The 19,987-nt window shown below is 74.0% G+C and carries 21 protein-coding genes; 14 read left to right on the plus strand and 7 right to left on the minus strand.

The window, feature by feature from the left end; translation table 11 throughout:
* Window positions 1-194: 194 nt before the first annotated feature.
* The 3 genes from ACIRRU_RS28405 (at window position 195) to ACIRRU_RS28415 (ending at window position 2,582) form a co-directional block, all read left to right on the plus strand.
* Entirely contained in the window at window positions 195-830 is a 636-nt protein-coding gene (locus ACIRRU_RS28405; RefSeq protein WP_403685182.1) for a hemerythrin domain-containing protein, read from the plus strand.
* 59 nt (window positions 831-889) lie between these two features.
* Window positions 890-1,411: an anthrone oxygenase family protein gene (locus ACIRRU_RS28410; RefSeq protein WP_403685183.1), complete on the plus strand. Its 522-nt coding sequence runs from the start codon at window positions 890-892 to the stop codon at window positions 1,409-1,411.
* Between the two features lie 178 nt (window positions 1,412-1,589).
* Window positions 1,590-2,582 (plus strand): AraC family transcriptional regulator, encoded by a 993-nt coding sequence (locus ACIRRU_RS28415; RefSeq protein ID WP_403685185.1) that lies wholly within the window; start codon window positions 1,590-1,592, stop codon window positions 2,580-2,582.
* On the opposite strand, the gene ACIRRU_RS28420 is transcribed toward ACIRRU_RS28415, so the two are convergent.
* The 6 genes from ACIRRU_RS28420 to ACIRRU_RS28445 all read right to left on the minus strand — a co-directional run bounded on the left by ACIRRU_RS28420 (window position 2,572) and on the right by ACIRRU_RS28445 (window position 8,948).
* The gene (locus ACIRRU_RS28420; protein ID WP_403685187.1) at window positions 2,572-3,324 is read right to left on the minus strand and encodes a 4'-phosphopantetheinyl transferase; all 753 of its coding nucleotides are present in this window, start codon (window positions 3,322-3,324) and stop codon (window positions 2,572-2,574) included. The two genes, ACIRRU_RS28415 and ACIRRU_RS28420, sit on opposite strands and share 11 nt — an antisense overlap.
* 199 nt (window positions 3,325-3,523) lie before the next feature.
* Window positions 3,524-4,405 (minus strand): alpha/beta fold hydrolase, encoded by an 882-nt coding sequence (locus ACIRRU_RS28425; protein WP_403685188.1) that lies wholly within the window; start codon window positions 4,403-4,405, stop codon window positions 3,524-3,526.
* Window positions 4,402-4,929 (minus strand): SRPBCC domain-containing protein, encoded by a 528-nt coding sequence (locus ACIRRU_RS28430; protein ID WP_403685189.1) that lies wholly within the window; start codon window positions 4,927-4,929, stop codon window positions 4,402-4,404. The genes ACIRRU_RS28425 and ACIRRU_RS28430 overlap by 4 nt, the downstream gene beginning before the upstream one ends.
* A 68-nt stretch (window positions 4,930-4,997) precedes the next feature.
* Entirely contained in the window at window positions 4,998-6,521 is a 1,524-nt protein-coding gene (locus ACIRRU_RS28435) for an FAD-binding protein (protein WP_403685190.1), read from the minus strand.
* 25 nt (window positions 6,522-6,546) lie between these two features.
* On the minus strand, window positions 6,547-8,058 hold the full coding sequence (locus tag ACIRRU_RS28440; protein WP_363201546.1) for an NAD(P)/FAD-dependent oxidoreductase: 1,512 nt from the start codon (window positions 8,056-8,058) through the stop codon (window positions 6,547-6,549).
* A gap of 5 nt (window positions 8,059-8,063) precedes the next feature.
* Window positions 8,064-8,948, minus strand: coding sequence for a class I SAM-dependent methyltransferase (locus tag ACIRRU_RS28445; RefSeq protein WP_363201547.1), 885 nt, complete (start codon window positions 8,946-8,948; stop codon window positions 8,064-8,066).
* A gap of 202 nt (window positions 8,949-9,150) precedes the next feature.
* Here ACIRRU_RS28445 and ACIRRU_RS28450 point away from each other — a divergent pair, with 202 nt between their 5' ends.
* The 3 genes from ACIRRU_RS28450 to ACIRRU_RS28460 are packed head-to-tail and all read left to right on the plus strand — an operon-like array spanning window position 9,151 to window position 11,156.
* Window positions 9,151-9,411 carry a hypothetical protein gene (locus tag ACIRRU_RS28450; RefSeq protein WP_363201548.1) on the plus strand — a complete coding sequence of 87 codons (261 nt, stop codon included), beginning with the start codon at window positions 9,151-9,153 and terminating at the stop codon, window positions 9,409-9,411.
* Window positions 9,412-9,420: 9 nt separating this feature from the next.
* On the plus strand, window positions 9,421-10,404 hold the full coding sequence (locus tag ACIRRU_RS28455) for a 3-oxoacyl-ACP synthase III family protein (protein ID WP_403685193.1): 984 nt from the start codon (window positions 9,421-9,423) through the stop codon (window positions 10,402-10,404).
* Window positions 10,401-11,156, plus strand: a complete 756-nt coding sequence (locus ACIRRU_RS28460) for an SDR family NAD(P)-dependent oxidoreductase (RefSeq protein ID WP_403685194.1) — start codon at window positions 10,401-10,403, stop codon at window positions 11,154-11,156. Before ACIRRU_RS28455 ends, ACIRRU_RS28460 begins: the two co-directional genes overlap by 4 nt.
* A 60-nt stretch (window positions 11,157-11,216) precedes the next feature.
* Here ACIRRU_RS28460 and ACIRRU_RS28465 read toward each other — a convergent pair whose 3' ends face one another.
* A complete protein-coding gene (locus ACIRRU_RS28465) occupies window positions 11,217-11,774 on the minus strand; it encodes a BTAD domain-containing putative transcriptional regulator (protein ID WP_403685196.1) in 558 nt (185 codons plus the stop codon).
* A 664-nt stretch (window positions 11,775-12,438) separates the two neighbouring features.
* Here ACIRRU_RS28465 and ACIRRU_RS28470 point away from each other — a divergent pair.
* The 8 genes from ACIRRU_RS28470 (at window position 12,439) to ACIRRU_RS28505 (ending at window position 19,942) form a co-directional block, all read left to right on the plus strand.
* On the plus strand, window positions 12,439-13,653 hold the full coding sequence (locus tag ACIRRU_RS28470; protein WP_363201552.1) for an aminotransferase class I/II-fold pyridoxal phosphate-dependent enzyme: 1,215 nt from the start codon (window positions 12,439-12,441) through the stop codon (window positions 13,651-13,653).
* A 91-nt stretch (window positions 13,654-13,744) separates the two neighbouring features.
* Window positions 13,745-15,004 carry a beta-ketoacyl-[acyl-carrier-protein] synthase family protein gene (locus ACIRRU_RS28475; protein WP_403685198.1) on the plus strand — a complete coding sequence of 420 codons (1,260 nt, stop codon included), beginning with the start codon at window positions 13,745-13,747 and terminating at the stop codon, window positions 15,002-15,004.
* Window positions 15,001-15,849, plus strand: a complete 849-nt coding sequence (locus ACIRRU_RS28480) for a MaoC/PaaZ C-terminal domain-containing protein (protein WP_403685200.1) — start codon at window positions 15,001-15,003, stop codon at window positions 15,847-15,849. The genes ACIRRU_RS28475 and ACIRRU_RS28480 overlap by 4 nt, the downstream gene beginning before the upstream one ends.
* Window positions 15,846-17,345, plus strand: coding sequence for an AMP-binding protein (locus tag ACIRRU_RS28485; RefSeq protein ID WP_403685202.1), 1,500 nt, complete (start codon window positions 15,846-15,848; stop codon window positions 17,343-17,345). The genes ACIRRU_RS28480 and ACIRRU_RS28485 overlap by 4 nt, the downstream gene beginning before the upstream one ends.
* A gap of 105 nt (window positions 17,346-17,450) precedes the next feature.
* On the plus strand, window positions 17,451-17,714 hold the full coding sequence (locus ACIRRU_RS28490; RefSeq protein WP_403685204.1) for an acyl carrier protein: 264 nt from the start codon (window positions 17,451-17,453) through the stop codon (window positions 17,712-17,714).
* A gap of 3 nt (window positions 17,715-17,717) precedes the next feature.
* Window positions 17,718-18,752: a hypothetical protein gene (locus ACIRRU_RS28495; RefSeq protein ID WP_403685206.1), complete on the plus strand. Its 1,035-nt coding sequence runs from the start codon at window positions 17,718-17,720 to the stop codon at window positions 18,750-18,752.
* Window positions 18,739-19,581, plus strand: a complete 843-nt coding sequence (gene trpA / locus ACIRRU_RS28500; protein WP_403685207.1) for a tryptophan synthase subunit alpha — start codon at window positions 18,739-18,741, stop codon at window positions 19,579-19,581. The genes ACIRRU_RS28495 and trpA overlap by 14 nt, the downstream gene beginning before the upstream one ends.
* Complete coding sequence (locus ACIRRU_RS28505; RefSeq protein ID WP_363201559.1) at window positions 19,568-19,942, plus strand: ectoine synthase; 375 nt, start codon at window positions 19,568-19,570, stop codon at window positions 19,940-19,942. The genes trpA and ACIRRU_RS28505 overlap by 14 nt, the downstream gene beginning before the upstream one ends.
* Window positions 19,943-19,987 lie beyond the last annotated feature (45 nt).

The following is a 19,987-nucleotide window of genomic DNA, read 5'->3' on the forward strand; positions in this document are numbered from 1 at the left end:
GGGGGGGCGGCGGGGGGGGGGGGGGGGGGGGGGGGGGGGGGGCTGCGCGCCGGGGGGGGGGGGTGGGGGGGGGGGGGGGCGGGGCCCCGGGCCCCCCCCCCCCCCCACCACCCTGTCGACCGTGTGTCGCCACATACCGACAAGTCGGGGGCCGGCAGCAGAGCGCCGGACCGCCCGGAGAAAAGAGGGACGCGATGGACGGGCCGGCGTGGGAGGGCAGAGGTGTGGGCGCGTTGCCCCGCCACCTCCGCGGATTCGCGCAGACGCATCTCGCGCTGCGACGTGACTCCCGCCGACTGGTAGCCGCGGTACCGCTGTTGACATCCGCCGGCCTGCCCGCGGTCGCGGAGTGGTGGCGGCAGTTCCGGGCCATCGTCGACTGGCACCACCGCACCGAGGACGAGATCCTCTGGCCGGGGCTGATCGAGTACGCGCCCGAGATCGCCGCCGGATCGCACCTCATGGTCCAGGACCACGTGGCCCTGGACGACTCGATGCTCCGGGTGACCCAAGCGCTCGAAGCGGGCCGGGCCGAAGCGCTCGCCGGACCTGTCGGCGTGTTCGACTCCGTCCTCCACCAGCACCTGCACGAGGAGGAGGAGCTGACCTTCCCGGTCTTCGCCCGGGTGCCGGCCGACGTCTTCACCGCCCTGGAGCGCCGGGTCCTGGCCGCGGCGCCCTTCGGCATCAAGCGGATCCTGCCGCCCTGGCTGCTCGACGGACTTCCCGATCCGGACGGGGTGATGCCGGGGCCGGTGCGGCTGATCGGCCGCACGCTGCTCCTGAAGTCCTACCGCCGCTCCGTCACCGGACTGCTGGAACCCACCTGACCCGGACCCCCGTCCGCCGGGCCCGGCGGCCCGTACCACCGAACGACCGGAGAGACACCATGAGCCCCACCCCTTCCCGACCCGAGCCCGCGCTCCTCGCGGCCACCGTCGGCACCGGACTGATGGCCGGGCTGTACCTCGCCTTCGACGTCGGTGTGATGCCCGCACTGGCCCGCCGTGAGGACGAGCGGTTCGTCAGCACGATGCGCCGGGCCAACGACGCCCTCGACGACAGCGCCTCCTTCGGAGCCCTCTTCCTCGGGGTGTTCGTGGCCACCGGCGTCGCGGCCCGCCGCCTGCGCCGCGCCGAGCAGGGCGAAGCCGCCCGTCGTGCCAAGGCCGCGGCGGTGCTCTACGGCCTCAGCGTCGCCGTGACCATCGGCGCCAACCTGCCGCTGAACCGCCGCCTGCGCGCCGCGCCCGCGGCCACGTCGGCGGCGGCGACGGCCGCGCGGGCCGCCTACGAGCGCCCGTGGCGCACGGCCAACGCCGTCCGCACGGCCGCCTGTCTGGGCGCCCTCGCGCTGCTGGGCGGCGCGGCCCGGCGGCGGACCGCGACCGGGCACGGTGACGGCCGGTGACGCGGGGCGAGCGGAGCGGGAACCGCTGCCGGTTCCGGGCCGTTGCCAGGAGGACCCGGGAGCACGACCGAGCTTCCGGGGCCGGTCCGTACGGCGCCCGGGGGGCCGTGCGAAGGCGGCCTTCCACGCCGGGCCGGCCCGCGGGTCCCCGACGGCGAAACGGTATGAGGTGATGGTGGTGGACGCGTTCAGCGGCCTGCTGGGAAGCCCCAAGGCCCGGGGAGCCTTCCTGCTGAAATCCGTGTTCAACCCGCCCTGGGGCCTGCGTGTCGAGGACCGTGCCCCGCTCTCGCTCGTCACCCTGCTGCACGGGTCGGCGTGGGTGCTCCGCGAGGGCGGCGAACCGGTCAAGCTGGCCGCCGGTGACGTCGCGGTGCTGCGCGGGCCCGAGCCGTACACCCTCGTCGACGACCCCGCCACCCCGCCCGGTGTCACGGTCGCCGCCGAGCAGCGGTGCAGCACCGCCGACGGCGAGGACGTCACGGAGACCATGTCGCTCGGCGTGCGCACCTGGGGCGAGCCGCACCGCTCGGGCTCGACGGTGATGCTGAGCGGCACCTACCAGGCGCCCAACGAGGTCGGCCGCCGGCTGCTCGCCAGTCTGCCGGCCCTGCTGGTGCAGCCCGCCTCCGCCGCCCGGACGCCGCTGATCGGCATGCTGGCCGCCGAGATGGACCAGGAGGACATCGGCCAGGAGGTGGTCCTGGACCGGCTGCTCGACCTGCTGCTGATCAACGTGCTGCGCTCCTGGCTGGTCGAGCCCGGCACGGGTGCGCCGCTCTGGTTCCGGGCCCAGAGCGACCCGGTCGTCGGCCGGGCGCTGATGCTGCTGCACGACCGGCCGAGCGAGCCGTGGACGGTCGCCTCGCTCGCCTCCGCCGTGGAGGTCTCCCGGGCGAAGCTCGCCCGCCACTTCACCGAGCTGGTCGGCGAACCGCCGATGTCCTACCTGACCGGATGGCGGCTCACCCTCGCCTCCGACCTGCTGCGCGATCCGGATCTCTCGGTCGCCAAGATCGCCGAACAGGTCGGCTACTCGGGGCCGTTCGCGCTCAGCGCCGCGTTCAAACGCGAACGCGGCGTCAGCCCCCAGGAGTACCGCCGGGGCAAGCGCTCGGAGGAGGTCCCGGCCACCGGCTCCGACGGCCGGACCGTGATGCTCAGGCGCTGAGCCGCGCCGCCGGACGGGGCGTCCCGTCCGGCAGGCCGTCCCGGGCGCCGGGCACGGCCACGGCCGTGAGCAGCAGCCCGCCCCCGACCTGCCAGCGGCCGGTGTACGGGTACGCGCCGCGCACCGGCCGCGGCACACCGCCGCCCCCGGGCGCGGACCGTCCTCGCCCCGGGGGCGGCGTGCGCTCGGGACGTACCGACGCCGTGAGCCCGCCGTCGGGGGTGAGCGCCACCTCGACGGCACGGGTCCCGATCCAGCGGCCCGTCGCCGGGTGCCAGGCCTTGTACACCGACTCCTTGGCGCTGAACAGCAGCCGGTCCCAGGGGACGCCGGGGCTGCTGCGGGACAGCTCGGCGACCATGTGCCGTTCCGGCTCCGTCGCCACGAGGCCCAGCACCCCCGGCGGCAGCGGCAGGGCCGGTTCGGCGTCCACGCCGAGCGCCGCCCACACCTCGGCGCGGGCGGCCACCGCCCCCCGGTACCCGGCGCAGTGCGTGATGCTCCCGACGACGCCCGACGGCCACGCCGGAGCCCCGTCCGCGGTACGGAGCACCGGACCCCGCCGCACCGCCAGTTGGTCCAGGCAGCGGTGGGCGCAGGCCCGCGCGGCGGCGAACCGCCGGACGGTCGCCTCGGGCCGTCCGCGCAGCAGCGCCAGCTCGCGGGGGTCGGGCAGGGCGGGCAGCGCGTCGTCGAACGCCTCCGCCCGCGCCACCCCCGCCGGGACGATCCGCTCGATCACGGCCCGCCGCCCGCCCCGAGGACGCGCGCCGGGCGGCGCGGACCGGGCCCGCCCACCCGGGGCTTCGCGAGGCCGGGCCCCGCGGGACCCGGACCGGGCGTGCCCGCCCGGAGCGCCCCGGGGCCGGGCCCGGACGGCCGCGCCCCGGGCGCGCCCCTCCCCGCCCGGCCCCGGGGCGCCGGCCGGCGCGGGGCGACCGTCATCGGGAGCCCGCCCGCTTCGCGGCCTCGCCGTCCCGGGGGCCGTGGGCGGCGGGGCCCTGGACCCGCAGGACGGCGGAGACCACCGCGTCCGGGCTCTCCAGCGGCAGCACGTGTCCGGCGCCGGGCAGCGAGGTGAACGAGGCGTCCGGCAGGGCGGCGGCCAGCTCCCGGCCCAGCTCCGGCCGGATGACCTTGTCCTTCTCCCCGGTCAGCACGGCGGCCGGGACCCGTACGGAGGGCAGCGCCGCCCGCAGGTCCATGCCCCGGGAGGACCGGAAGCAGGCGCCCCGCACCGGCGGCGCGGTGCCCGCGAACACCTGGCGGTTGACCTCACGGAGCCGCGGATCCAGCGCCGAACCCGTCATCTGCCCCAGCAACAGCCGCCCGAGCGCGGGCCGCCGCAGCGCCCACGAGAACAGCGGGGCCTCCATCATCGAGGCCTCCTTCTCCGGCGTGTCCTGGTCGTAGGCCGCCGAGGCGACCAGCACCAGGCCCGCCGGACCGGCGTCCGGCCCGGCAGCGGCCGCCAGCGACAGCGCCGCGAACCCGCCCCCGGAGTGGCCGACGACGACCGGCGCCCCGCCCGCGTACGCGACGACGGTGGCCAGGTCGGCGGTCATCGCCTCGGCGCTCACCCCCGAGGAGCCCGCGGTCGAGGCGCCGTGGCCGCGCAGATCGTAGGCGAGGACCGGGAAGCCGTGGCGCAGCAGCCGGTCGGTGACCGGGCTCCAGATCCGGCGGCTGCCGCCCCAGCCGTGCGCCAGCACGACCACGGGCAGTTCCTCGCCGCTCCCCTCCAGGGGGTGCAGCACGGAGAGCGCGAGGCGGCCGCCGTCCTCGGCGGTCAGGAAGACCTCGCCGGCGGCGGGCGCGGTCACCGGGAACCTCCGGCGGCCGGAGCGGCGGCCGGGGCCGCGGTGGCCGGGTCGGCCGCCGGGGCGGCGGGCAGCAGCCGACTGAGCCTGCCGAACGCCGCGCGGGTGGCCCGGGTGTGCATGGCCCCGACGTCCACCAGGTTGGCCAGAAGGGCGAGTTGCCCCTGCGGGCTCGCCCGGAAGAACATGACGAGCCGGGTGCCGCCGTCCTCCAGCCCGGTGAGCGTGAACTCGGCGGTGCCGCGGAACGCCCCCTCCACGTACTCCAGCGCCAGCCGCCGCGCCCGCTCCACGGCGGTGGTGCGCGCGGTGAACCGCAGCTTCTTGCCGCCCTTGTCGACGCCCTTGGTGTGGACCGTGACCCGGGTCAGCGCGCCGACCCGGTCCGGGGCGCCGTCCACCGGCTCGAAGGTGTTGTCCGGCACCCACCACCGCGCGTCGCCCGCGAGTTCGCCCAGCAGGGCCTCCCAGACCGCGTCCGGACCGGCGGCGAGCAATACCTCGTCGACGAGCTCGTACTTCTTCAACTGCTCCTCCTCCTGGGGATGAACGGGAAGGGCCGCTCCCGCAGGAGCGGCCCCGGGGCCGTGCTCGGTCAGCCGAAGAAACCCTGGCCGGGGGTGAGGACGTTGCCGGGGTCGAAGCGCCGCTTCGCGTCGCACAGGGCCCCGTAGCTGCTGCCGAAGTGGCGCCGCCAGTCCGCGGCGGTCAGGTCCGGCACCGCCCCGACGAGGTAGCGCTTGGCGCCCATCTCCACGGCCCGGTCGTACAGCCAGCGGTTCTGCTTGACCATCCGCGCGATCTCCGCGTCGCTGGTCCCCGGGTTCGGGAAGCGCAGCAGGTCGAAGAGGTAACCGGTCTTGTCCTTCGGCTGCACCGCCATCGGCGCGGTCACCTTGGACGTCGGGTACGGGTAGGTCAGCAGCACACCGGCGCCCAGGCTCTCCGGGGTGAGCTGGCTCTCCACCAGGCGCAGGAAGCGGGCGGCCGAGGAGCGCGGCAGGAAGAGGCTCAGCCACGGCTTGGCCTCGAACCAGTGCCCGCCCTCCTTGAGGAAGGCCTCGTAGCCGTCCAGCCGGAAGAGGTAGTCGCGCAGCGCGAAGTCGTCGATGTGGGCCTCGGCGCGCAGGTCCTTGAGGCCCTTCAGCAGCTTCGCCCGGTCCGGGACGCGTCCGCCGGAGTACGTTGCGACCGCCTCGATCTTGTAGCGCCAGCCGGAGTTGTCCGGCTTGCGGACCATCTCGCCGCCCTGCATCTGGAAGCGGCGGTCGGCGAGCAGGATCTCGGAGTCCTTCATGAAGGCCGTGACGTCGCTGTAGAACAGGCTGAAGACGGTGGCCCGTTCGGCGGACGGCACGGTCCGCAGCGTCACGCTGACGATGACGCCGACCTGGCCGCCGCCGGCCAGCGCGGTGCGGAAGAGGTCCGAGCGCCGGGTCCGGGAGGTGGTGACCACCTCACCGGTGCCGGTCACCACGGTCATCGCCGTCACGGTGTCCGCGATGAGCCCCTCGGAGCCCATGGTGAGGCCGATGCCGCCGACGCTGATCGTCCCGCCCACCGAGAGCGGCAGGTAGTCCGGCAGGGCGGGCAGCGTGCGGCCGCGCGGCAGCAGGTGGTCGGTGATCTCCGCCCAGGTCGCCCCGGCCTCCACGGTGATGGAGTCGCTGCCGGTGGACAGGATGCGCGCCATACCGCGGGCGTTGACCGAGATACCGCCGGGCACGGCGGCCTGGCCGTAGCAGGAGTGCGACTCCAGGTCGTCGCCGGTGCCGCTGCGCCCGTTGACCGCCAGCTTCAGCCGGTTGGTCCGCGCGTAGCCGATCATCTTGGCGATGTCCTGGACCGAGCCGGGGGTGAGGACCGCCCAGGGCACGGTGTTGGTGACCAGCCGCCCGAAGTCGTGGCTGTAGGAGCCGAACTGGCTGGTGTCCGTGGTGAGCGTGCCGTCCAGCGGCGGTACGGCCACGACGCGGTCGCCGGGGCGGCGCGCGGGGTCGGCGGCGAAGGCCCAGCTGCCGGTGGTGGCGTTCCAGCCGATCACCGTGGCGGCGGCGCCGACCGTGCCGAGCACTGCTCTTCGGGAAGGGGTGTGCAGGTTCACGGGGAGCAACTCCATGTCTCGTCGGTCACGCGTCGGGAAGTCAGGAGCCGGCGGGCACGGTCGCCCGCAGGTCCTCGCTGGTGGTCAGCAGGTGCTCGGCGGGGTCGAAGCGGCTGGTGGCCCGCCGGAAGCGCCAGGTGTAGGTCGGCCAGATGGAGGGGTTGCGGCCGTGCTCGTCGAGATACCAGCTGTTGCAGTTCCCGGCGTTCCACACGGTGCCGTCCAGCCGCTGGTCCAGCTTCTCGTTGTAGGCGCGCTGGGCCTCGGGCAGCGCCTCGACGCTGGACAGGCCGCGCTTGTCCATCGTCGTCAGGGCGTCGAGGAGGTAGGCGATCTGCGCCTCGATCATGATCACCTGGGAGGAGTGGCCGAGCGTCGTGTTCGGTCCGAGCAGCATGAACAGGTTCGGGAACCCGGCCACGCCCGTACCGCGCAGCGCGCTCATGCCCTCGCTCCAGGCGTCCTTGAGGCTGGCGCCGTCCCGGCCGAAGACGCGCTCGGCGACCGGCCGGCGGACCGCCTCGAACCCCGTCCCGAGGACGATGGTGTCCACCGGGCGCTCCCGGCCGTCGGCGGTGACCACCGCGTCCGCGGTGACCTTCGCGATGCCGTCGGTGACCAGCTCCACGTTGGGCTGCTGGATCGCGGGGTAGTACGTGTTGGAGAAGAGCAGCCGCTTGCAGGCCATCACGTAGTCGGGCGTGAGCCGGGCCCGCAGCGCCTCGTCCGGCACGCTCTTCTTGAGGTGGTCGGACGCCATCTTCTGCATCTTCCCGGCGACGGCCGGACGCGCCATCACGAACGCCAGGATCTCCCGGCCCCACATGTTGAAGTTGCGGCGGAAGCGCTGGTAGCCGGGGACGGAGGTGAGCAGCCTGGTCTGGAGCGCGCTGTTGGCCTTGTCGTTCTTCGGGCCGATCCAGGGCGGCGTCCGCTGGTAGAGGTCGAGCTGTCCGACCTCCGGCTGGATGGCCGGGACGAACTGGATGGCGGACGCCCCGGTGCCGATGACGGCGACCCGGCGGCCGGTGAGGTCCAGGTCGTGGCGCCAGCGCGAGGAGTGGAAGACCTCGCCCTGGAACTCGGAGAGTCCGGGGATGCCGGGGATGGCGGGCTCGCTGAGGTAGCCGGTGCCGGTGACCAGGACCCGGGCGGTGTAGTCGCCGCCCGTGGTGGAGATCAGCCACCGCTTGCGCAGGTCGTCCCAGCGCGCCTCGGTCAGCTCGTGCCGGAAGCGGATGCGCGAGCGCACCCCGAACCGGTCGGCGCAGTCGCGCAGGTAGTCGAAGAGCTCCCGCTGCTTGCCGAAGGTGCTCTTCCACTTCGGGTTCGGCGCGAACGAGAAGGAGTACAGGTGCGACATCACGTCACAGGCGCAGCCCGGGTAGGTGTTGTCGCGCCAGGTGCCGCCGACCTCGTCGGCCCGTTCGAAGACCAGGAAGTCCTCGATGCCCTGCTGCATCAGCCGGATCGCGGTGCCGAGCCCGGAGAAACCGCTGCCGATCACCGCCACCCGCAGGTCGCGGGCCGGGTCCAGGGGTGCCTGAGCCATCCCCGTCACCCCTTGCGGGCGAGCGTCAGCCGGAAGTTGTTGAAGAAGCGGTCCTCCAGCGTGTACGCGAAGATGTCCAGGTAGCGTTCGAAGCGGGCCACCACCTCCTCGCTCTCCAGCGCCACGGCCTCCTCGCGCCGCTCGGCGAGCAGCACCAGCCAGGCGCGGCAGGCCTGGGCGAACGCCTCACGCTCGTTGACCAGCTCCACCACCTCGAACAGGCCCTCGGCGGCGGCCGTCAGCTCGTGCAGGTGCGGGATGTGCATCCCGGCGAACTCCGAGCGCTGGAGGAACTTCAGGTCCGCCAGGATCTTCCGGCCGATCGGCTGGGCCTCGGCGGTCATCGTGTGCAGGACGAACCGGCCGTCCGGCACGAGCGCCTCGTGCACCTGCTGGAAGAAGAACCGGTAGCGCCGGGTGCGCTCCTTCGGCGACAGGCTGGAGGGCACGAAGTGCTCCAGCGCGTTGACGCAGAACGCCGCGTCGTACGAGCCGGGGGCGCTGTGCTCCGACCAGCTCTCCACCCGGGTGGTGAGGGCCGGGTTGTCCAGGCCCGCGATGAAGTCGGCCTGGGTGCGGCTCAGCGTCAGCCCGACCGCCTCGCGTACGCCGTGCTTCCGGGTCAGCCGGTCCATCAGGGTGCCCCAGCCGCAGCCGATGTCCAGCACCCGGTCCTTGCCGACCGCGTGGGCCAGCTCGGCGAACACGTCCAGCTTGCGCTCCTGCGCCTGGTCCAGGGCCTCGGTCAGGCCCTCACCCTCCTGCCAGTAGCCCCCGCTGTACATCATGCTGGGACCCAGCAGCAGACGGTAGAACTCGTTTCCCACCTCGTAGTGGTGGCGGACTGCGTCCACCTCCGGCTCCGCGGTGTGGGAGGCAATCGTCGCCATCCTCGCCCTCTCCTCGCAGCTTCTGCCGGCCGGGCGCTGAGCGCCGGGCGGCTGTCCGGTCCTGAACCGTGCTGAGAGGGAGCCAAGCGGACCGGTGCAATCCGTCCGCAACAGCGGCGTGTGACCGCCCTGTTGCGGCCCGATTGCGAGGAGCGGCTTGCATGCCGACACGTCGTTACGTCGCGTTGAGAGAGGAACAATCATGGCACTGCCGACTGTCGAGGTTCTCTCGGAGCAGCTCGCCGCCGTCTCCGGAGCCACCGAGGTGACACCCGACGCGCCGATCCGGCACATCCCGGGTGTGGACTCGCTGGACCTGATGGAGTGGCTGTACAACTTCCAGAACCAGCACCCCGACATCCCCGCCGACGAGTCCCTCTTCGCGGAGCTGGACGACACCACGACCATGCGGGACGTGTACGCGAAGCTGGTCGACCTGGCGCCGCAGCCGGCCGAGGCCTGAGGCGGGTCCATGAGTGGATTCGCCATCGCGGGGTGGGGCAAGGCCCTGCCCGAGCGAGTCGTCACCAGCACCGAGCTGGCCGAACGCTTCGGCGTCGACGAGCACTGGGTCGTCAGCCGTTGCGGCATCCATGAGCGCCGGGCCGTCGACCCGGGGCAGACCACCGCCTCCCTGGCCGTCGACGCGGGCCGCGCCGCCCTGGCCAAGGCCGGGCTGACCGGCGCCGACATCGCCCATCTGATCGTGGCCACGGCCACACCCGAGCAGCCGTCCCCCGCCACGTCCGCCTTCGTCCACCACGAACTGGGCATCGGCGGCGGGGCGATGGACGTCAACTCCGAGTGCGCGGGCTTCGTCTACGGACTGGTCGCGGCCATGGGCATCCTGCGCATGGACCGCCGTCCGATCCTGCTGATCGGCTCGGACACCCACACCCTGACCGCCAACCCCGCCGACCGGGACCTCTCCATCCTGGTCGGCGACGGGGCGGCCGCGGTGGTCCTCGTACCGGGCCCGGACGATCCCGTCCTGGCCTGGAACCTGGGCGCGGACGGATCGTGCGCGGACGCGCTGAAGGTGCCGGCGGGCGGAAGCCGGATGCCCACCACACCGGAAACGGTCGCGCAGGGGCTCCACTTCGCCCAGATCAAGGGCAACGAGATCTACCTCAACGCCGTCCGCTACACGGTACGGACGGTCCGCGAGACGCTGGAGAGCGCGAAGATCGCTCCGGCGGAGGTCGATCACGTCATCCCGCACCAGGCGAACATCCGCATCATCAACTCCGTGGTGCAGCACTCGGGTCTGCGCCCGGAGTCCCTGATCACCAACCTGGACCGGTACGGCAACACCGCCTCGGCCTCGATCCCGCTGGCGCTCACCGAGGCGCTGGAGGCGGACCGGATCAAGGCCGGGGAACTGGTGCTGCTGGCCGGCTTCGGGGCGGGCATGACCTGGGGATCGGTCCTGATGCGCTGGGGAGGCGCCGCGTGAGCGGAGTGAAGGAAGCGGGCAAGCGGCCCGACGCGCCGGTGGCCCTGGTCACCGGCGCGTCGGGCGGCCTCGGGCAGGCGCTGGCGGTCGAACTGGACGCGCTGGGCTGCCGGGTGGCCGTCCACTACCGCAGCTCGGCCGACCAGGCCCGAGCGGTGAGCGACAAGCTGACGAACGACTCGGTCGTCGTCGGCGCGGACGTCGGTTCCTGGGAGGAGACCCAGCGGCTCCACCGCGAGGTGGAGGAGGCGCTCGGGCCCATCGACGTCGTGGTCAACAACGGGGCCGTCCGCAAGGACGCCCTGATGGCGATGCAGTCCCCGGACGACTGGCACGAGGTCATCCGGACCAACCTGCTGGGGTCCTTCCACACCAGCCGGGTGGCGCTGCCGTCCATGCTGCGGCGGCGCTGGGGCCGCATCATCAACGTGGTCTCGCCCTCGGGCCTGATCGCGACGGCGGGGCAGACCGCGTACTCCGCGTCCAAGGCCGGTGTCATGGGGATGACCCGTGCGCTGGCCGCGGAGTGCGGCCGGCGCGGGGTCACGGTGAACGCCCTGTCACCCGGGTTCATGATCACCGGTATGACCGACCAGCTGCCGGAGAGCATCATCTCCGACATGGCCCGCAAGGCGCCGGTCCCGCGGTTCGTCACGGTGGAGGAGGTCGCCCGCGGCGTCTCCCTCTTCCTCGACCAGGACTGCATGACCGGACAGGTGGTCAGCATCGACAGCGGCGTCTCCATCATGTGAGCCGTTCACGCCAGTGGGGAGGAACGCGAAGCCGCGTTCCTCCCCACTGGCGTGCCGGGGTCAGCTCAGCCGGTGAGTTGACATCGTTTCCCGCTCCGTCCGGACCGGAGCCGTCGGCATCCGGCTCCGCTCCAGCAGCCCGAGGTAGGCGGCCTCGCTCTCCGGGCTCGGGTCGCAGCCCAGCTCCTCGGCGAGGACGACGCGCAACTTCTGGTATATCCGCAGGGCTTCGGCCCGGTTGCCGGCCAGCCGGTGCGCGGTCATCTGGCAGCGGTAGGCGCTCTCCCGGAACGGGGCCTGGCGCACCGCCTCCTCCGCGTACCGCAGGGCGTGGTGGGTGTCGCCGAGCGCGGAGGACGAACTGCTCGCGGTCTCCAGGGCCGAGACGCGCAGCTCCTTGAGGTGGCGCCGGACGGACTCCACCCACTCGCTCTCGTGGGAGGCGAGGAACGGGCCCCGCAGCAGGGAGACGGAGGTGGTGGCGAGCCGCTGCGCGGTGCCGTGGTCACCCTCCCGGTGCGCGACGGCCGCGGTGAAGGCGGCCTGTTCCGCGCGCTCCACGTCCACCTGCGCGTCCTCGGGCAGCCGCAGCAGATAGCGTCCGCCGCGTGCGATCACCGCGGGCTCGGCGTTCTCCCCCTCCGAGAGGAGAGGCCGCAGGCGGCTGACGACACTGCGTAAGGCCGAGGCCCAGGTGCTGGGCAGGCCGTCCGGCCATATGGTGTCGGCAAGTTGCTCCCGGCCTATGCCAGAAGGTCGTTCCACACAGAGCCGGGCCAGGGCGATCTGGGCCTGATGACTGGCCAGTACCCGCGGGGCCTCGGATTCATGTTCGATGGAGACAAGGCCGACAAGCCTGATGAGCACGGTCGATCCCCCCAAGAAAAGGTTGAGGCGACTTCCTCGGCGGCATGGATGACGGAAGTCGACTGTCTGGCATGCGTGCGGTCCGTGCGCGGGACCCAGGACGTGACCCGAGGCCGAGCGGGGCACGTGAGGATCCGGTGGGAGGTGTGCAGTGGTCCGGAGCGAGCTTGGTCAAATCTTCTCCACAGCTGAGTAAACAGCATTCTCGTTCAAAAAAGAGGTGTGTCAACTGCACCATAAAGTTGCATCAGTTAACGCATGGTGAATCGGATGCGCTGGCACATGCCAAAACCATTGGTGACTGTTTGATCTTGCTCCCGTGTTGCGCCTCGATTGCGAGAGGGCCGTTGAATTCGAGGCGCATCAGATTCGTTGCACCTGTGTGCAATGGCGGTCACAAATGAGAGGACGGCCGATGGCATCCGCAGCGTGGGGGAGAATCACGCACAAACTGGAGGCGACGGAGCGGCGTGTGGCCTCCCTGGAGTGGGAGCCCGAGCGCCGCAACAGCTTCGTCCCCTACACCGCCGAGCGCGACACGGCCTACGTCGACCTCGAAGGCCGCCGGCTGCTGATGATGTCCGGCTACAGCTACCTGGGCCTCGCCGGGGACGAGCGCGTGGTCGCCGCGGCCCAGGCCGCCGCCGCCCGCTACGGCACCGGCAACCACGGCGTGCGCGCCCTCGCCGGGTCGATCCCCCTCCACGAGGAGCTGGAGGCCGAGGTCGCCACCGTCGCCGAGCGGGAGCGGGCCATCGTCTTCGGCTCCGGCTACGCGGCCAACGTCGGCACCATCGGCGCCCTGGTCGGCCCCGGCGACACCGTCTTCGTCGACAAGTACGCCCACGCCAGCATCGTCGACGGCTGCCGCCTCAGCGGGGCCACCGTCGTCCGCTTCCGGCACAACGACACCGAGCACCTGGCCCGCCGGATGGAGGCCGCCGCCCCCGGCGGAGTCCGGCTGGTCATCGTCGACAGCGTCTACTCCATGGACGGCGACATCGCGCCGCTGCCCCGGCTGCGCGAGGTCTGCGACGCCCACGAGGCGCTGCTGATGACCGACGAGGCCCACGCCCTCGGCGTGATCGGCCGCACCGGCCTGGGCATCGAGGAGCACTTCGACGGCCGGGTCCGGGTGGACGTCAAGCTCGGCACCCTGTCCAAGGCCATCCCCTCCATGGGCGGCTGGGTCGCCGGATCGGCCCAGCTGATCGGCCATCTGCGCTACGCCGCACGGCCGTTCCTCTTCTCCGCCGCCCTCGCCCCCGCCTCGGCGGGCGCCGCCCTGGAGGCGCTGCGCGTGCTGCGCGCCGAACCGGAGCGCGTCGCCCGTATCCAGGCGCACGGCGCCCGGTTCCGCGAGCTGGTGACCGCGGGCGGGATGCGGACCGGGGACAGCGAGACCGCCGTCGTCCCGCTCATCGCGGGCGGCGACGAGGCGGCCTACGACCTGGCCACCGCCGCCCGCCGCCTGGGCGTGATCGGGCTGCCCGTGGTGACGCCCGCCGTGCCGCGCGACCTGGCCCGGCTGCGGATCGCCGTCACCGCACGGCACACGGACGCGGACGTGGAACTGGCCGCCGAGGCGTTCCTCAAGGCCGCCGGCGAGTGCGGCCTGCTGACGGACTGACGTCCCCCGTCGCCCGCGCACCCCACCCGGGCGCGGGCGTCGCGTCCACGGCCGACGGCCGGTCACCGGAACGGGAAGGAACCACACGGACATGCGCACCGAGGCGGAACGCTCCGCCCGGCCGGACATCGCCATCAGCGGGATCGGCGCCGTCACCCCGGCCGGACTCACCACCGACGACCTGTGGAACGCGGTGTCGGCGGGCCGCTCCCTCGCGGTCGGCCTCACCCACTTCGACACCGCGGACCACCGCATCCGGATCGGCTGCCGGGTGCCGGAACTCACCGGCCACGGCCTGCCCTGGCAGGAGGCGCTGGCCACCAAGGCCGCCCGGCGGCTCGACCCCTTCGCCCGCTACGGGCTCGCCGCCGCGCTCGCCGCCCACGCCGACGCCGGTCTGCCCCAGGCGCCCGCCGCCCGCTGCGCCATCGTCGTCGGCAACGCCGTCGGCGGACGCGCCACCAGCGACGCCGAGTCCGTCAACTTCGCGGCGAAGGGCCCCGGCGGGGTCCGCCCCCTGATGCCGCTGATGACGATGCCGAACGCGGCCGCCGCCCAGATAGCCCTCCAACTGGGCTGGCACGGACCCGCGCTGACCGTCTCCACCACCTGCGCCAGCGGCGCCGACGCCATCGGTCTGGGGGCGGCCATGCTCCGCGACCACCGCGCCGACGTGGTGATCGCGGGCGGCTGCGAGGCGACCCTCACCCCGATCACCCTCGCCGGGTTCGGCAACCTCAACGCCGCCTCCCTGCGCACCGAGGCCGCCACCGCCTGCCGCCCCTTCGACGAGAGCCGGGACGGCTTCGTGATGGGCGAGGGCGCCGGCTTCGTGGTGCTGGAGAGGGCGCGGGACGTACGGGCCCGGGGCGCCCGCGCGTACGGACTGGTCGCCGGGTACGCCGCGACCTCCGACGCCCACCACCTCTCCGCCCCGCACCCCGACGGCGCGTTCGCCGCCGAGGCCATGTCCGGGGCGCTCGCCGACGCCGGACTGACGCCCTCGGACATCGTCCACGTCAACGCGCACGGCACCGCCACCGTGCACAACGACCGCGCCGAAGCCGCCGCCCTGGCCAAGGTGTTCGGGCCGCAGGGGCCGCCGGTCACCGCCAGCAAGGGCGTGCTCGGCCACCTCATCGGAGCGGCCGGAGCCGTCGAACTCCTGGTCACCCTGATGTCGATGAACGCCGGAGCCGTACCGCCCACCGCCAACCACACACGAACGGAACCCGAGATGGAGATCGACGTGGTCCACGGCAGCCCGCGGCCAGTCGCCACCGGCCCCGCGCTGAGCAACTCCTTCGGCTTCGGCGGCCACAACAGCAGCCTGGTGGTGACCCCCGCATGACGACCTCGCCCGGCTCCGCGCTCGACCCGGCCGCACCGCTCCTGGACGCGGACGCCGCCCGCCACTACCGCACCGTCACCCGACGGGCGCTGGGCCGCCCGGCGCCCGGCGGGACCGGGGCGGGCCCCCTCGCGGCCTTCGTCCTCACCCACCCGCTCGCCGAGCACACCGTCGCCGCCCTCGCCGCCGGGCACGGCCCGTACTCCCTGGTGCACCTCGCCCAGGAGATCGAGGTGCACCACCCGCCGCGCCCCGGCGCCCCGCTCGACGCGTCCGCCGCCCTGGACGCCGTACGCCTGGAACCCAAGGGCACCCGGCTCGTGCTCACCACCACGCTCACCGACCCGGCGACCGGCGCCGCCCAGGCACGGCTCACCGCCCACATCCTGCTCGTCGGACTCCGCACCGCCGAGCCGCACGGCACGCTCGTCCCGATGGCCGCGGTCCGCCAGGAGTCGCCGGGCGACCCGGTCAGCCGCGACCTCGGCATCGACCGGGAGTGGATAGCCGACTACGGCCACGCCGCCGGAGACCTCAACCCGGTCCACCTGGACCCCGATGCCGCCCGGGAAGCCGGATTCGACGACGTCATCGCGCACGGCATGAGCCTCGTGGCGCTCGCCGTCGAGGAGGCCGCCGAGCGGTACGCGGACGGGGACACCGACCGGGTGCTGGCCGTCGGCGCGCGCTTCGCCCGCCCCGTCCTGCCCGGCGAGGGCACCGCCCTGGACCTCACGCCCTCCGCCGCCGGGGACACCGTCGCCTTCACCGTACGGTCCGGGGGTGCCGCTGCCGTCAAGGGCGGCTGGCTCCGGCTGGGCCCCGCGGCGGGAGCGGACCGGTGACCGGGGACGTGCGGTACGGCGAGAGCGCCGAAGCCGTGCTCCGGTGGGCCGGGAAGACCCCGGACGCGCCCGCCCTGTGGTGGAACGGCACCCCCACCAGCTACCGGGAACTGGCCGAGGCGGCCGCCACCGCCCGCACCCGGCTCGCCGAGCAGGTGCCCCCCGGGGCCACGGTCGCCGTACTCGACGACAAGTCGCCGGACACCATCGCCACCGTCCTCGCCTGCCTGGTCTCGGGCCGCCCCGTCCTGCTGCCCTCGCCGACCCTGCCGCCCGACCACCTCGCGGCGGTGATGGCGGAGGCGCACTGCCGCTACGCGCTCACCGGGGCGACCGTCACCCCGAGCGGCCCGGAGCACACCGGCGGCGGGGGAGCGGTGCCGCCGGGCACCGCGCTGGTCCTCACCACCTCCGGCTCCACCGGCATCCCCAAGGCCGTCCCGCTGCCCCACCGGGCCGTGGACGCCTTCACCGGCTGGGCCGCCGAGGCCTTCGGCATCACCGAGGCCACCCCGGTCCTCAACTACGCCCCGCTCAACTTCGACCTGTGCCTGCTCGACGTCTGGACCACCCTCGCCCACGGCGGCCAGGTGGTCCTGGTGGACGCGTCGACGGCGGCCAGCGGCCCCCGGCTGCTGCGCCTGCTGCGCACCCACCGCGTCGAGGTGGTCCAAGCGGTCCCCCTCTTCTACGCCCTCGTCGGCGCCCAGGCCCGCGCGGAGGGCGGCGGCCCGCTGGAGACCGTCCGGCACGCGGCGTTCACCGGCGACGTGATGCCCGAGCAGGTCCTCGCCGACCTCGCGGAACTCACCCCCGGGGCCCGGCTGCACAACATCTACGGCTGCACCGAGACCAACGACAGCCTGATCCACGAGGTCGACCGGAGCCTGCCGCCCCCCGTCCCGATGCCGCTGGGCCGCCCCCTGCCGGGCGTCCGCCTGCGGCTGCGGGACTCCGGGGGGCGGGAGCTGACCGGTCCCGGCCGGGGTGAACTGGAGGTCTCCACGCCCTTCCAGAGCACCGGGTACGCCGATCCGCGCCGGGCCGCCGAGAAGTTCGTCCCGGATGCGGCGGACGGCGAGGCGGGCACCCGGTGGTTCCGCACCGGAGACCTGGTCGAGCGGGACGCCGACGGCACCCTCAGGCTCGTCGGCCGGCTGGACCACCAGGTGAAGATCCGGGGCGTCGCCGTCAACACCGGCGAGGTCGAACAGGTGCTGCTGGAACACCCCGAGGTGCTGGAGGCCGGGGTGATCACGGTCCCCGACCCGGTCGAGGGCCGCCGCCTGGTCGCCGTCGTCCGGCTGGAGCCCGCCTCCACCGCCACCAGTCTCGACCTGAAACGCCACTGCACCGCCCGGCTGGCCCGCGGCTGGGTGCCCGGTCTCCTCACCCCCGTACGCGAGCCCCTGCCCCGTACCAGCACCGGCAAGGTGGACCGCCGCGCGCTCGCCGCGGCGACCGCGGCCGCCCCCGTACCCGCCGCCGCGTCCTGACCCCACCCCGTCCGGTCCGCCCCCGGTCCGCGGACCACCCGCGGGCCCCGGCCGATCCGAACCCGTCCGCACCCCCCGTACCAGCAACCCGCCAAGGAGCACCGCGTGAGCAACACCGACCAGATCAGCGAGTACATCGTCCGGGAGTTCCTGCCCGACCTGACCCCCTCCCAGCTCCCGCACGACCTGGACCTGCTGGCCGACGGCGCGATCGACAGCCTCGGCGTCCTCAAGCTGATCGCCTGGGTCGAGCACCACTTCCAGCTCGCCGTCGGCGACACCGACCTCGACCCGGAGAACTTCCGCAGCGTCAACGCCATCGACGCCTACATCGCGCGCTCCCGGAGCGCCGCCGCCGCGGGCGGCTGAGCCGTGCACCCGGCCCTCGTCCCGATCGTCGACCGGCGCGCCCCGGCCGGCCCGGACCAGTGGGACGCGCTGTGGCAGGCGCTGGCCGACGGAGCCCTGGACCGCGGTGACGCGCTGGCGCTGCTCGCCTCGCTCACCGCGGCCCTGCCCGAGGGCGACGGGCTGCTCGCGCTGCTCGACGCCCTGGACCGGCGCCGCCCGGCGCGGCCCGCCACGCCGTGGCCCGACACCGTCAACGTGGTGGGCACCGGCGGCGGTCCGCCCACCGTCAACCTCTCCACGGCCTCCGCGCTCGTCGCCGCGTCCTGCGGGGTCCGCGTCGTCAAGTCCGGCTCCCGCGCCCACACCGCGCGCACCGGCTCCGTCGACCTCCTGGACCGACTCGGCGTCCCCTTCGCCGCCTCCCTCGACCAGGCGTCAGCCCAGCTGGACGCGCACGGCATCGCCTTCACCGGGCCGTTCGTCTACCCGGCGCAGCTCGCCCGGCTCGCCCTGCTGGCCGTGCCGACGCCCATGCGGGTGTTCGGCCGCTTCCTCAACACCGTCGGCCCGTTCCTCGCGGCCGTCCCGGTGGCCGCCCAGGTCACCGGGGTCAGCGGCGGCGAACTCCCGCCCGCCCTGCGGGCCGTCGCCGCCCGGCCGGGGGCTCCCAGGACCTGGCTGGTCACCAACCCGGCCGGGGCCGACGAACTCCTCAGCATGTGCGACAACACCGTCCACCTCCCCGACGGCACCACGCTGACGCTGCGCGCGGGCGACCTCGTCCCGGCCGACGGAACGCCGAAGGACCTGGCCCCCGTCGCCCGGGAGGAGGCCGCGGACCACTTCCGCGGCGTCCTCACCGGCCGGGCCGGCGGCCCGCTGCGCGCCACCCTCCAGCTGAACGCGGCCGCGCTCGCCCTGGCGTCCGGCCACCGCGACGACTGGGCGAAGGCGGTCGCCGAGGCGGGAGCCGCGCTGGACGACGGGGCGGCACTCGGCCTGCTGGAGCGGCTGGCCTCCGCCCGCCGGAAGGAGGCGGGCCATGGCGCGGGCTGACTTCTTCACCGAGGCCCGTGCCCGCGAGGAACTGGGCCTGGCGGTCTTCCTCAACGCGGGCGATCCGCCGCTGCCCGTCCTCACCGACCTGGTCGCCGCGCTGGACGAGTCGGACGTCGACTGCCTCGAACTGGCCGTCCCCTTCCCGGACTCGCCCACCGACGGACCCGTCGTGCGCCGCTCCGCCGACCGGGCGCTGGCCCGGGAGGTGGGACTGCGCGAGACCCTGGCCTTCGTCGCCGCCGTACGCCCCGGCCTGAAGCGGCTGCGGATCGCGGTGCTCGCCGACTGGAGCCACACCCTGCGCACCGCCCCGCCCGCCGACTACGCCCGCGCCGTCGCGGACAGCGGCGCCGACGCCCTGCTGGCCCACGGGCTGCCGCCCCGGCTGCGCCCCGCCCACCACGAGGCGCTCGCCGCGGCGGGGCTGCCCGAGGTCACCACCTGCTACCCGGCCAGCTCCCCGGCGACCGTCGCCGAGGCGGCCGCCCATGCCACCGGATACCTCTACCTGGTCGCGCGCTACGGGCGCAGCGGCGCCGGAACGCCCGAGGGCGGCCACGCCGGACTGGCGCCCTTCGTCGGCTCCCTGCGCGACCTCACCGCCTCCCCGATAGCCGTCGGCTTCGGGGTGTCCACCGCCGAGGATCTCGCCTCCGTCGCCCGCAGCGGCGCGGACGCGGCGATCGTCGGCTCCGCCGGAGTGGCCGCGCTGGAACGGGGTCTGGAGGCCGGGTCCGACCCGGTCGAGGGCTACCGCTCCTTCGTCGCCGCGCTCGGCCGTCCCACCACCGCCCGTCCGAAGGAGGACACCCGTGCTCATCCGTAACATCGAGACCGTCAAGACCGTCGACTGGGGCAACGGACTCAGCCGCAGATTCGTCCTGGACGCCGACGGCCTGGGGTACAGCGTCACCGACACCACGGTGCGGGCCGGGACCAAGTCCCGCCTGGAGTACCGCAACCACCTGGAGACCTGCTACTGCATCGAGGGCTCCGGCGAGGTGGTGGAACTCGACGGCACCAGCCATCCGCTGACGCCGGGCGTCCTCTACTCGCTCGACAACAACGACCCGCACTTCCTGATCGCCTCCCCGCACGAGGACCTGCGTCTGGTCTGCGTCTTCGCCCCCGCGCTGCGCGGCGACGAGGTGCACAGCCTGGACGAGGACGTCTCCTCCGCGTACTAGACGGCCAGGCCGCCCACCCGACGGGCGCCTGAACCACGGGCGCCC

Source organism: Streptomyces sp. NPDC101181, from assembly GCF_044767975.1.
GTDB lineage: Bacteria > Actinomycetota > Actinomycetes > Streptomycetales > Streptomycetaceae > Streptomyces.